13 protein-coding genes are annotated in these 13,055 nt (G+C 41.9%); 10 read left to right on the top strand and 3 right to left on the bottom strand.

Translation table 11 applies throughout. The annotated features are described in order from the left end of the window. Positions 1-265: 265 nt before the first annotated feature. Together MFF31_RS23645 and MFF31_RS23640 are read left to right on the top strand one after the other, a co-directional pair. Entirely contained in the window at positions 266-1,459 is a 1,194-nt protein-coding gene (locus MFF31_RS23645) for an NAD(P)/FAD-dependent oxidoreductase (protein WP_238191558.1), read from the top strand. Further along, on the top strand, positions 1,459-1,719 hold the full coding sequence (locus tag MFF31_RS23640) for a hypothetical protein (RefSeq protein WP_238191556.1): 261 nt from the start codon (positions 1,459-1,461) through the stop codon (positions 1,717-1,719). The genes MFF31_RS23645 and MFF31_RS23640 overlap by 1 nt, the downstream gene beginning before the upstream one ends. A 94-nt stretch (positions 1,720-1,813) precedes the next feature. Here the strand turns inward: MFF31_RS23640 and hemQ are convergent, their stop codons facing one another. Beyond that, a complete protein-coding gene (gene hemQ, locus MFF31_RS23635; RefSeq protein WP_238191554.1) occupies positions 1,814-2,560 on the bottom strand; it encodes a hydrogen peroxide-dependent heme synthase in 747 nt (248 codons plus the stop codon). Positions 2,561-2,724: 164 nt separating this feature from the next. Between hemQ and MFF31_RS23630 the strand changes: the two genes are divergently transcribed. The 7 genes from MFF31_RS23630 (at position 2,725) to MFF31_RS23600 (ending at position 9,085) form a co-directional block, all read left to right on the top strand. Continuing rightward, complete coding sequence (locus tag MFF31_RS23630; RefSeq protein WP_238191552.1) at positions 2,725-3,024, top strand: YuiB family protein; 300 nt, start codon at positions 2,725-2,727, stop codon at positions 3,022-3,024. A gap of 104 nt (positions 3,025-3,128) precedes the next feature. Further along, on the top strand, positions 3,129-4,658 hold the full coding sequence (locus tag MFF31_RS23625; protein WP_238191549.1) for a replication initiation and membrane attachment family protein: 1,530 nt from the start codon (positions 3,129-3,131) through the stop codon (positions 4,656-4,658). An 18-nt stretch (positions 4,659-4,676) separates the two neighbouring features. After that, the gene (gene zapE / locus MFF31_RS23620; RefSeq protein ID WP_238191546.1) at positions 4,677-5,633 is read left to right on the top strand and encodes an AFG1/ZapE family ATPase; all 957 of its coding nucleotides are present in this window, start codon (positions 4,677-4,679) and stop codon (positions 5,631-5,633) included. Between the two features lie 251 nt (positions 5,634-5,884). After that, positions 5,885-7,006, top strand: coding sequence for a sulfate ABC transporter substrate-binding protein (locus MFF31_RS23615; RefSeq protein ID WP_238191544.1), 1,122 nt, complete (start codon positions 5,885-5,887; stop codon positions 7,004-7,006). Positions 7,007-7,036: 30 nt separating this feature from the next. After that, a complete protein-coding gene (gene cysT, locus MFF31_RS23610) occupies positions 7,037-7,870 on the top strand; it encodes a sulfate ABC transporter permease subunit CysT (RefSeq protein ID WP_238191542.1) in 834 nt (277 codons plus the stop codon). A 50-nt stretch (positions 7,871-7,920) separates the two neighbouring features. Further along, entirely contained in the window at positions 7,921-8,799 is an 879-nt protein-coding gene (cysW, locus tag MFF31_RS23605) for a sulfate ABC transporter permease subunit CysW (RefSeq protein ID WP_238191540.1), read from the top strand. A 34-nt stretch (positions 8,800-8,833) separates the two neighbouring features. Continuing rightward, positions 8,834-9,085, top strand: coding sequence for a YezD family protein (locus MFF31_RS23600; protein ID WP_238191539.1), 252 nt, complete (start codon positions 8,834-8,836; stop codon positions 9,083-9,085). A gap of 72 nt (positions 9,086-9,157) precedes the next feature. Here the strand turns inward: MFF31_RS23600 and MFF31_RS23595 are convergent, their stop codons facing one another. Further along, complete coding sequence (locus tag MFF31_RS23595; protein ID WP_238191537.1) at positions 9,158-9,304, bottom strand: YqzM family protein; 147 nt, start codon at positions 9,302-9,304, stop codon at positions 9,158-9,160. A gap of 194 nt (positions 9,305-9,498) precedes the next feature. Between MFF31_RS23595 and uvrC the strand changes: the two genes are divergently transcribed. Continuing rightward, entirely contained in the window at positions 9,499-11,346 is a 1,848-nt protein-coding gene (gene uvrC / locus MFF31_RS23590; RefSeq protein ID WP_238191536.1) for an excinuclease ABC subunit UvrC, read from the top strand. On the opposite strand, the gene MFF31_RS23585 is transcribed toward uvrC, so the two are convergent. Further along, positions 11,315-12,946, bottom strand: coding sequence for a CPBP family intramembrane glutamic endopeptidase (locus tag MFF31_RS23585; protein WP_238191534.1), 1,632 nt, complete (start codon positions 12,944-12,946; stop codon positions 11,315-11,317). The two genes, uvrC and MFF31_RS23585, sit on opposite strands and share 32 nt — an antisense overlap. Positions 12,947-13,055: the final 109 nt, after the last annotated feature.

Raw genomic sequence — 13,055 nt, 5'->3', positions numbered from 1 at the left:
GAAATGTCTGTAATATGTCTGATGTATGTAACAGTTATATGAGGTTTGTCTATGTGGAGTAAGTTTTCCATTTATAGTGAGTGATGCTTTCTTGTCATATCGTGATAAAAGGTCACCTGCAAGTACAAACTGATTAGTAACATAATTATTTTATGGTTTTGTTTGTGTAATTTTTCACAATGTTTGTTAAGCGAACTCGCCTTGTAAGCGAGGGATTTTTTATATCGCCAATCAAAAGTAAATAAGGAATGGATGGGATTCTACGATGAGCAACATACCAAAAATTGTTATTCTTGGTGCGGGCTACGGCGGCGTATTAACGGCGCTTCGGTTACAAAAAGAACTGAATTATAACGAAGCGGACGTAACGCTAGTTAACAAACATGACTATCATTACATTACGACGCATCTTCATATGCCGGCTGCTGGTACTGACAACCCTGAAAATGCACGAGTTAGCATCTCCAAGTTGATCGATGAATTTAAAATTGATTTTGTAAAATCAACGGTTGTACAAATCCGCCCTCAAGACAAAAAGGTTATTCTTGAAGACGGTACATTGTCTTACGACTATCTTGTAATCGGTCTAGGCGGAGAGCCGGAAACTTTCGGTATTCCAGGTCTTGCTGAACATGCAATGAACATTCGAAGCATCAACTCTGTTCGCCTTATCCGTGAGCATATCGAATATCAATTTGCACGCTTCAAGCGCGAGCCGCACCGTACAGATTATTTGACTTTCATCGTTGGCGGCGCCGGCTTCACGGGTATTGAGTTCGTAGGAGAGTTGTCAGATCGTATTCCTGAGCTTTGCAAGCAATTCGACGTAGATCCTACACTAGTTAAAATCTACAATATCGAAGCTGCTCCAACTGCATTGCCTGGTTTTGATCCTGAGCTTGTAGAATACGGCATGGACGTATTGACCAAAAAAGGTGTTACGTTCCGTATCGGAACTGCAATCAAAGAGTGTTCGCCAGAAGGTGTAATTGTAGGTGAAGGCGAAGAAATTAAATCCGCAACTGTTATCTGGACTGGCGGTATCCGTGGTAATCGTTTGATCGAGGAAGCTGGGTTCGAGACTATGCGCGGACGCGTTAAAGTTGATGAATTCCTTCGTTGCCCTGGCAACGAAAACATTTATGTAGTTGGCGACAACTCCTTGATGTTTAATCCTGAAGGTCGTCCATACCCACCAACTGCACAAATTGCTATGCAGCAAGGTGTTATTTGCGCACATAACTTGGTTGCTTCAATTCGTAACCAAGCGCCAAAAACATTTGTATATTCAAATAAAGGTACTGTTGCATCGCTTGGTAAAGGTGAAGCAATCGGTGTCGCTTTCGGCAAAAAGTACAAAGGTCGTGTTGCAGCTTGGCTTAAGAAGCTAATCGATCTTCGTTACCTGTTCATTATCGGCGGTATTCCACTTGTGCTGAAAAAAGGAAAAATTTTGTAATGAGACATTGCAGCGTACAAGTTCGCGGCTTATTGACGAGAGATGAGCTAGACCGTTATAACGCTTTAATGGAAGTTGGTTCTTATCTCGAATCACAAACTCGTTATGACTTGGCCTATACGGTGCAGCAAGAAGTTGATCTGCTCATTCAGCCCGCTATTGAACGGCTGAAGGATAAAGGACGTGCTCGTGACAAAGCAACTCAGGAGTACCTGGATGCGAAGAAGCTGAGCACTGAGGCAGAAGTCGAAGAGGAATAAACAAAAAGGTCTTCACGTTAAAGCGGCAGTAAAGCCGTTTCTGTGAAGACCTTTTTGTTACGTGTATTAGCAGATCAATTCGAGCAAATAGTAATTAAACGGAAAGGAACGTAGTGAACTTCTCAGCATCTAGAATGTTCCCAACATAGAAATCACCGAAATCACCGAATCGTGCACTCACTTCGTCGAAACGCATTTCATAAATCAGTTTTTTGAATTGTAGTGCGTCTTCAGCAAACAAAGTTACGCCCCACTCCCAATCGTCAAAACCGACAGAACCAGTAATAATTTGTTTCACTTTACCAGCATATTGACGACCAATCATGCTGTGGCTGCGCATCATCGTACGACGCTCATCCATTCCAAGCATATACCAGTTGTCGTTGCCGGAACGGCGTTTGTTCATCGGGTAGAAGCAAATATGTTTCCACTTCGGTAGAATTGGCTTCAATCTTGCAATAATTTCTGGATTTTCCATTGGATCCGTACCAGGCTTCACCATATAGTTGCTAAGCTCAACTATACTTACATAGGAATGTACGGGATATGTAAAACTAGCGAAAGTAGTTTTGTTAAATGCTGTTTCTAATGCATTCAAGTCTTCCAATGTTTCGCGAAGATGCATGAAAACGAAGTCAGCCTTCTGTCCAACAATAGAATAAACGGCAGTGCTGCCGAGTTTCTCTTCTTCTAGTTGTGACCATTGTCCAAGAAAAGTATGAAGCTCGTCCAATGCGCGTTTACGTTCACTTTCATCGGCTAAGCGCCATGCCGTCCAATCGATGCTGCGGAAGTCATGAAGGGCGTACCAGCCCTCTAATGTTTGTGCTACTTCACTCATAGCGTATCGCTCCTTTCAAGTCCTTATAAAGGCTACTTGTATTGTATCGTAATGCTCGCAGTATGAGCAAATGACGGTCTTGTGACATTTGAACAGTGCTAATTGACTTCGTTAATAGCTTTCATTAAACTAAATAACATAGTACGAAAGGGGTAATTTGGATTATGATCGACGCTATCCAAATCATAATAGCAACTGTGCTATTTTTTGTCATGATGTTTGGTATTGGGTTTATTCTCAATATGTTACTGAAGACAACTTGGTTTCCCATTATTTTGTTCGTAATCGTTATCATTGTACTTGCAATCTGGTCACCTTGGGAAGATACGGCTAATCCGACTTTGGATAATATCGGAACCTACACGCTGATCTATTATATCCCAATAACAGGTGCTTTGATCGGTGCATACGTGAGCGGTTGGGCGATTCAGGCGCTGCGCAAAGGCGGCTACAAAATGTTTTAAACGAAAATCCCTCATTCGGGGGATTTTTCTATTTTTCGACTCGCCCTTATCCGAAGAATATATGTTAAAATGATAGAAAGAAAGTAAGAGATGGGGGCGGGACGATGCGAATTAACCATATCATGCAATTTACTGAACATCACCGCTACTACATTTTTCGGGATTTTTCGCTAAGTAGCCTTGATTATAAAATGTTATCTTTAATCTATCAGCCAATGGTTGGAGCATTCGCCGTTTCATTATATCAACAACTTTATCACGGTATTGCAGATGGTCGTTCAGGTTATTCAGAACTTGAGCCTCAGCGCAAGCTGTTTCTTGGTCTTGGACTAGAAATGAATGAGAAGAGCCGTAAATTTATTATTGAGCAAACGTCTAAGCTAGAAGCAGTTGGGTTGCTTCAGACTTCACGTCTAGGTGTTCCAGAGCAAGGGGATGTCATCTATGAGTATGAACTATCACAGCCATTATCGCCTGCCGAATTTTTCCGAAACATGCATCTTGCTATGTTACTTCGAGACAAAGTAGGGAAATATGCTGTTATTTCATTGCGAGAGTCTTTCGGTGCGAATGAACCTGATGAGCTAGCACAAGCGCAATTAACAAAAGAGAACATTTCGGTTCCTTTTTATGAGCTATTTAAGCTAAACATGCAATCTTTTGATTCTGAGCTAGAGCAGGCGCTGACTGAAGTAGCGCCAACTCGTCAAGCTACGGTTCGACCGGAGCTGGCATCTGCAGGAATACCTTATGGGGAAATTATTTTACGGTTTCCGCGCAATTCTTCCAATAGGTCGTATGTTGAGCGACTGCGCAACAACCCAGAAGGGCTTGCGCAAGTGAACTATGTTGCATACAAATATAACCTTTCTGTTGTTCATGTTTGCCGTCTTTTGGATGAGGACGGTATATTCGGACATAATGGTGAAATCGAAATGGATGCACTTCAGCTTCGAGCTAACCAACTGTATCGTCAAGATAAAAAGCGTGAAGGGGAACAGCAGCGCAAGCTTGCAAACACTCCCGTTCATGATAATGAGCCAGAGGAGCAAGAGGAAGAAGAAGAGTTCGAAGTACTTGAGCAGCATTATTTGCCTGTACCTAATCAATTATTAGGACGCTGCGATGTGCAACAATACAATATGCTAATGCGCAATGAGCCGCATACAAAATATTTGAAACGATTTTTCCCGGGTGCAATTCCGGATTGGATAGAAAATGTATTTGAACGTATTGACTTGAATTATCGATTGGCGACACCAGTTATTAATGTCCTTATTCATTATGTTTTGGGAGCTAATGATGCAGGCCGTGTAACGAAGACATTCATCGATGCAGTTGCTTCTAACATGCTCATGAAGGGAATTGATACGTTCGAGAAGGCTGTCCATTATGTAAGGGATCAAGCTGGACTTGAACAAGACAAACAAAAGCGTAAAGAAGCTGCTAATGCGGTAGGAAGCGGCAACTACAATGGTGGAAGAAATGGAACAAGAGCGGGCGGAGCACGTAGTGGAATTTCACGCAAACCTTCTATACCGATTGTAGCGGAAGTTCAGTCAACTGCTTCTGTGTCAGCTGATGAGATGGAGGAGCTGCGTAAGCTAGCTCGCAAGCTTGACGGCAAATCTTAGAGACGAGGTGTAAAATCTGTGGAATCACTTGGTGATTTGCTGAAGTCCTGGCCAGCAGGGAGATCCTTGACCGAACAAGCGGCGCAAAAACTCACGGATCTATTGCATGATCCCCTCGTCGAGAAGCTTCGAGACAAGTATCCTGAAGTGGACGAGGAAGCCGTTCGGCTCAACTTAAACAGAGTGCACCAGTATGTAACGGAATATCGAAATTGCACCAATTGTCCTGGGCTCGATAAGTGCCCCAATGACTACGAGGGGCATTATACGCTGCTAAGCTCAGAAACGTTAAATGGAAGAGCTCAGCTATATGATCGTAAAGTTTCATGTAAGAAGTTTCTTGCAAGAGAGTCAGAAACGCTTATACGAAGCCGAATTCGCAGCTTTTATGTGGATGATGCTGCTCTCCGCAGAGGATATTCTTCGGATGAAATTTTAACGAATGATATGGAGCGTGCTAAGGCAGTTGGACAAATTTTACGCTATATTGACCGTACAAAAGAAACCGGCTTAAACCAAGAAGGTCTTTATCTTGCAGGGCGCTTCGGTACGGGGAAAACATTTCTCATGTGTTATCTGCTGCAAGAACTTGCTAAAGTCGGACATTCTGGTGTCATTGTTTATATGCCTGATTTTGTTGAAGATTTGAAGGTACTAATGCATGAACCAGCGAAATTGAAGGAAACGGTTGAAATGATGAAGGAAACCGATCTCCTTATCTTTGATGACATTGGAGCGGAAAATTTAAATCCGTGGGTACGTGACCATGTGCTTGGTGCAATACTCAATTATCGAATGGAACGTAAGCCAACCTTTTACACTTCAAACTATGAACTTGATGCGCTTGAGAAGCATTTCAGCTTCACTAGCAAGGATGGGGATGAGTTGCATAAAGGGCAACGTATTATGGATCGAATCCGCCCATATGTAGAAGTTGTAATGGTGACAGGCGAAAACAAACGCGGACGGAAATGATTCGACTACTGATTGTAAAAACCTTTACCTTTGCGGTAAAGGTTTTTTTTGATGCAAATTGAGTGGTACGATTGATGTATAAAATATTCTTATAGCAAATATCAAATTTCCAAATTAGGTATTGACATGTAATGGAGATGACTGGTAATATTCTTTCATAACCAACTAATCAGGTAGGAATAATTGATTAATGACCGGACGAACCGGAATTGACACTACCCTATCCATATCAATCAAGGGGTGTAGAGAAGATGAGAAAAACTTCGGTTCGTTTGAAATCCATTTTATTATTAGTAATGATGACAGTGGTATTGGCAGCATGTGGTTCACAAGGTTCCAATACAAATGCAGAGAAAAATACAAAAGCACCAGAGACGACAACGACACCATCAAGTTCAACTGCTCCGGAAGAAAATAAAAGCGAACCATTAGCCCCAGTTAAACTACTCAATGTTTCTTATGATCCAACTCGTGAATTATATGTAGAATTTAATAAAGCATTTGCTGCTCATTGGCTAGCAGAAAAAAATCAAAAGGTTGAAATCGATCAATCGCATGGTGGATCAGGTAAGCAAGGACGCGCGGTTATCGATGGATTGAAAGCGGATGTTGTGACACTTGCGCTTGGTTATGATATTGATGCAATCGTGGATGCAGGAATACTTGAGAAAGATTGGCAGTCACAATTTGAGCTCAATAGCTCACCATATACATCAACAATTGTGTTCCTTGTACGCAAAGGAAATCCGAAAGGCATTAAGGATTGGAATGATTTGCTGAAAGATGGCGTTGAAGTGATTACTCCTAATCCAAAAACATCGGGCGGAGCACGTTGGAACTATCTTGCGGCTTGGGGCTATGCGTTAAAACATAACAATAACGACGAAGCAGCAGCTAAAGATTTTGTAACAAAGTTATTCAAAAATGTACCGGTGCTTGATACTGGCGCACGCGGATCAACAACAACATTTGTTGAGCGTGAAATTGGTGATGTATTGCTTGCATGGGAAAATGAAGCTTACCTTTCGATTAACGAGCTAGGACCAGACAAATTTGATATCGTGTACCCTTCGCTTAGTATTTTGGCTGAGCCTCCAGTAGCAGTCGTTGATAAAGTTGTTGATGAGCGTGGAACGCGTGAAGTAGCAGAAGCTTATTTGAAATATTTGTACTCTGATGAAGGTCAAAAAATTGCCGGAAAAAATTACTATAGACCTACGAATGCAACTATTGCAGCCGAATTCAAAGATCAATTCCCTGCACTAGAGCTGCTTAGCATCGATAAGGATTTTGGCGGCTGGAAAGAAGCTCAAACGAAGCATTTTGCAGAAGGTGGAGTATTTGACCAAATTTATACACCAGGAGCCAAATAATAGATTTCGATAGAGCGGAGCTGACTTCTCATGAAAGGTTCCAAAAACCGTAGAGTGCTGCCGGGATTTGGATTGTCGCTAGGATTTACGTTGTTTTACTTAAGCTTAATCATCCTCATCCCGCTTGCAGCTATCTTTTTCAAAACATTTGAACTGACATGGGCAGAGTTCTGGAGTGCGATTACGAACCCAAGGGTTCTGGCTTCGTACCGGGTTAGCTTCAGTACTGCATTGTGGGCGGGGTTAATTAACGCAGTATTTGGTCTGCTAGTTGCATGGGTGCTAGTTCGGTATAAGTTTCCCGGGAAGAAGATTATAGACAGCCTGGTTGATATACCGTTCGCACTCCCTACAGCAGTAGCAGGTATCGCTTTAACAACTATTTATGCTAAGTCAGGCTGGGTAGGTTCAATAATTGAGCCGCTAGGTATAAAAGTTGCCTATACACAAATTGGTATTACGATCGCTTTAGTATTCATCGGTTTACCGTTTGTCGTTCGAACCGTGCAGCCTGTTTTGCAAGATATGGAGAAGGAAACGGAAGAAGCTGCAGCTATGTTAGGATCATACCGATTGCGTACGTTCCGGAAAGTGATTTTGCCAGAGCTTATGCCAGCACTACTTACCGGCTTTGCTCTTGCATTCGCTAGAGGGATTGGGGAATATGGCTCAGTTGTATTTATTTCAGGTAACATGCCCCTCAAAACAGAGATCGCGCCGCTGCTTATTATGACGAAGCTGGAACAATACGACTATGCGGGAGCAACAGCAATCGCATCCGTCATGTTAATTGTTTCGTTCCTCATGCTGCTTATTATTAATTTGCTTCAATGGCGAATGAATCGTCGTACGATAGCAGATTGAGCAGAGTAGATCGCTAAGCATTTATCTCAGGGTTAGAGGAGGAGATCAATATGGCTGGTGCTATAACTGTATATGCGCCAAAGGAAGATTCTAAACGGCCAAAGCATAATACTGAGCCTTTGTTCGTTCAATGGCTGCTCATTGGAATCGCATTATTATTTTTGGGACTCATCGTAGTAATGCCGCTTGCTTCTGTCTTTGTTGAAGCATTCAGGAAAGGTGCTTCTGTTTACTTTAAAGCATTGTCAGAACCTGATGCACTATCAGCTCTTAAGCTAACATTAATTGTTGCTTTAATTGCAGTACCCATAAATACGATTTTTGGGATTGCAGCAGCATGGGCAATCAGCAAGTTTAGTTTCAAAGGTAAAAACTTTTTGATTACGCTGATTGATCTTCCTTTCGCTGTATCACCTGTTATTGCAGGACTTATCTATGTACTATTATTTGGTGCACAAGGGTTTTTAGGTCCATGGCTAGATGATCAAGGCATCCAGATCATATTCGCAATACCGGGTATTGTACTGGCGACGATATTTGTAACGGTACCGTTTGTGGCTAGGGAGTTAATCCCGCTTATGCAAGCGCAGGGTGTACAGGAGGAAGAAGCGGCAGCGAGCCTTGGGGCACGTGGGTGGTCTATCTTCTGGCGAGTAACTCTTCCAAATATTAAGTGGGGGTTGCTGTATGGAATCATATTAAGCAATGCCCGTGCCATGGGTGAATTTGGTGCCGTGTCGGTCGTGTCAGGTCATATTCGAGGGCAAACAAATACTTTACCGCTGCATGTTGAAATTGTCTATAACGAATATCAATTTTCTGCTGCATTTGCCGTTGCCTCATTACTAGTGATGCTTGCTGTTGTAACGTTGATTGTAAAAGCGATAGTAGAGTGGAAATCTGCTGCGCATCATACAAGTTCGACATAATTCCGACTAATTTTATAATATGGAGGGGATTTATATGGCAAAGCCATTAGAAGTTGATGTAGTGTGGCAGGATAGAATTTTGAATCAAGTGAGCGGGTTACAGTATGGGCAAGTTATTATTACCGTTCATGATGGGCGGATCGTTCAAATCGATCGTACGGAAAGAACTCGTTATGATACACCGGCAGCTCAGAAGCAGTCTTCGAAAGAAGGGGCTAAGTCAACTAACACCCGCGATAAAGGACAACAATCAGCAGAAAGTGAGTCATTAAGAGCTGTGCAGTAGTTTGCGTATCCAATATAAAAAAGCTCCGAGCTTAAACGGCTAATTGCCGAAAGTTCGGAGCTTTTCCCTTTGTTAAGAGATTACAAACTTTACGATTACCGCAACTGCAAATACAACAGTCATGAAGGCAAGCATGCCTCCGAAGCCGAACACTACATCCATCAAATCATGACGGGGTTCTTCGTTATAATGTTCGCGCGGATCTCTAACGTTCTCCATCGTTGACGTCTCCCTTCAAAGCTTGCAGAGCAAACTTTTCGTCATAAGCATACGCCTAGACCTAGTACTTTCAATAGTATACCCAAACTTCTAAACAATTGTAAAGAAGCTTTCGGTCATAATTGTAAAACAAAATGGACAATGAGTATGCTAAAATGTGAACAGAAGCGAAAGGTAATCGGAGGGGAATCGATATGGACCAAATAGATGAAATGGACCCAAAGGATCAAGCGGCAGTTAAGGAGTCCATTCGGAATAAATTAGCTCTATTGCCTGACAAGTCTGGCTGTTATTTAATGAAAAATCGAGATGGCGTTATTATATATGTGGGCAAGGCGAAGGTGCTCAAAAATCGTGTCAGATCTTATTTTATTGGAAGTCACAACGCAAAGACGCAAAAGTTAGTTTCTGAAATTGTGGATTTTGAGTTTATCGTTACGGCAAGCAACATGGAGGCACTTATACTGGAGTGCAACTTGATTAAGCAGCATCAACCCCGTTATAACGTATTGCTTAAGGATGATAAGACCTTTCCATATATTAAAATTACGAATGAAGCACATCCGAAGCTTGAAGTTACGAGGAGAATTGTAAAAGATAAAGGTAAATATTTTGGTCCTTATCCGAATGCTTTTGCAGCACAACAAACGAAGAAGCTGCTTGACCGTTTGTATCCGCTGCGCAAATGCAAAACGCTGCCGGACAAAGTATGTCTGTATTATCATTTGGGACAATGCGTTGCGCCATGCGAGTACGAAGTGGAGCAGCAAACCTACGATACGATGATTAATGAAATTACTCGCTTCTTAAATGGCGGCGAAGATGTTGTAAAAGCTGAGCTGGAGCGTAAGATGGGCGAAGCAGCTGAAGCGCTTGAATTTGAGCGAGCGAAGGAATATAGAGATCAGCTCATAGCAATCGACGCTGTAATGGAGAAACAAAAAATTACGATGTCGGATGCGATGGACCGGGATATATTCGGATACGCGGTTGATAAAGGCTGGATGTGTGTACAAATTTTGTATATGAGAAAAGGTAAACTTATCGAGCGTCACGGTACAACGTTCCCTTACTACGGAGAAGAGTTTGATGATTTCATGACCTTTGTAACGCAATATTATAGTGATAATCCTGCATTGCCGAAACAAATTTTGTTACCTCGTTCGGTCGATTCCGATGAAGAACAAGAAGATGAAGTTATTGCTTCTCTTCATAGCTGGCTGAAGGTGAAAGTGCTGATGCCGCAAAGAGGGCGTAAAAACGAAGTTGTAAGTATGGCGCAGGAAAATGCAAAAGTAATGCTGGATGAAAAGTTTAGACTTATCGAGCGAGATGAGGCGCGAAGCGTAAAGGCTTCACAATCGCTTGCGGACTGGCTAGGTATGGATAGGGTACATCGAATCGAGGCTTTTGATAACTCTAATATTCAAGGGACAAATCCGGTTTCGGCTATGGTTGTATTTACAGACGGCAAGCCTGATCGTAAAGAATACCGCAAGTATAAAGTAAAGACTGTAGTTGGACCAGATGATTATGGGACGATGAGAGAGGTTATCCGCAGACGTTATGAGAGGGTGCTTAAGGAAGGCCTTACGATGCCTGATCTAATTGTTGTGGATGGAGGTAAGGGGCAGATTACAGCTGCTCTTGACGTTCTAGAAAATGAACTGGGTCTGTATATTCCAGTATGTGGTCTTGTGAAGGATGCTAAGCATAAAACTGCGCAGCTTATGGTTGGTGATCCAGCAGAAATTGTACCGCTACCGAGAGATAGTCAGGAGTTTTATTTGCTCCAAAGAATTCAAGACGAAGTGCATCGATTCGCAATTACATTCCATCGTGAAACACGAGCTAAATCTATGGTGGAATCACGCTTGGACTCCATTCCAGGCATAGGTGAGAAACGACGTAAGGCGATGTTAAAGCATTTTGGCTCCCTCAAAAAAATAAAAGAGGCCTCAGTCGAAGACTTCAGGCCTCTCTCAATCGGTGATAAGCTAGCTGCAGAAATTATTGCTGCTCTAAGGGACGATCCGTCGTAATCGGCGGGTTCGTTCCTTTTTTGTTGCTCCATATTTTAAGAACAAACGCAATTAATATCGGCAATAGAATGAAGAACACTGCTGAGACGATATCGGTCGCCGTACCGACCATAATCATCGAGGTTCCAACTGCGACGCTGTTAAAGATCGCATGGGTAAACATTGCCGTTATAAAACCGTATCTAACGAATATAAAGCTGAAAAGTAAGCCAATGATCATAAGCTCAAACAATCTAGTTGTTGATGGGTAGAAAGGATAAAGCACATGCCCAAGTGCCCAGAATAATGTTGGGAAGATTGCGGCTGCAAACGTATGGCGGAACCACTTCCGGAATAGTCCAATACCGAAAAACCGGAATACTGCTTCTTCCATAATGGCAGCTGCCCAAGCAAGTACAGGCATTAGCCACAGCACACTAATATTGTAAGGGGACATCGTCACATCACTAGCGCCCCAAGTACCGATTAACTTTTCAAGTATAAAAAACAAAATGGGTTGCAAGCCTAACAGGATGATAGCAAACAAATAGGATAATCCCATACTACGCCATACATAATTGCCATATCCCGGTTCACGGAGTCTAGGCCATAGATTACGGCCTTGAGCTTTCCATAAGCCATCTCCTGCAACAATTGAGATGTATACGGAAGCAGCTAATGGAATAGCTAGAATAACCGTCATTATTTGTGTGAACAAAATCATGCCTTCTTGCATAGGTTCTTCACCTTGCGAAGCAATAAGTCCGTCCATAACGGACAAATTCATAATTAGATAACAAATGAAGAAGAAAAGAGTCAAAACTATGCCATATTTAAAGGAAGTATGTTTGCGGTACAGGATTGCATAGATGATCGCAAGTATTCCTAACAAAATACTCGTTAGTACGTACCCTACGCCAGTAAGCCAACCAGCCAATGTATCTTGTTCTTTTACGTAATCCTTGTAATCGTCAGGAACTATAAATTCAGGCTTGTAGTTAGTAATCACATCTTGCCCGTTAATGGACTCCGCTCGAGCAGTTAATTTCAGTTTCGCTTCTCCAATCGAATAGCCATTAGGATAAGCAGTCCACTCACCGTTATTATAGAACTTTTCATCATTTAATGCAGTTCCATTGAATTGTCCTCCAAGCAAAAAGCGCTGAATAGCTTCCATTTGCTCATCTAAACCTAATTTATTTACTGGAATAACGCTAAAGTTCCAACCAACAATTTTTTCGTTGTACATGTGTATATAAACGAAACCATGTCCCATTTTGTCTGCAAAATTTACGTTGACTTGAAACGTATCCGTTGGAAATTGACTATCATATTTTTTTTCAAAAGATTCTTGAAGCTTTTCTTTAGCAATGTAGCCTGTTACCAGCTTATTAGACTGATGTACAACTTTTGCAGAACTAATTTGCAAGCCCGTTTGCTCTTTGGCAAAATCCATTGCCCTTTGCTCTGCGACAGCTTTTTCGATTGCTTTTCCGCCATATTCATGTTTGTTCATGGATACAAATGAGGGAACAATTTCCATTAAAATAAAGATTGCTGCCAATATAATAGCTGGCAAAATAAACTTTTTCCATTCTTGCGATTTGATCTGTTCTGTCATACTTCACCTCTACTATGTAAGTTTGTTTGACCTCTCACTACCTTATCACAGGCATACCTGATTTATCCAATGGTGCTTGTCAGAAAGTATGTTTTCTAATATGTATGGA

Origin of the sequence: Paenibacillus sp. L3-i20, assembly GCF_022180385.2 — a bacterium.
Taxonomy (GTDB): domain Bacteria; phylum Bacillota; class Bacilli; order Paenibacillales; family Paenibacillaceae; genus Pristimantibacillus.
Note: the sequence above shows the minus strand (reverse complement) of the source record. Positions and strands in the feature narration are given on the sequence as shown.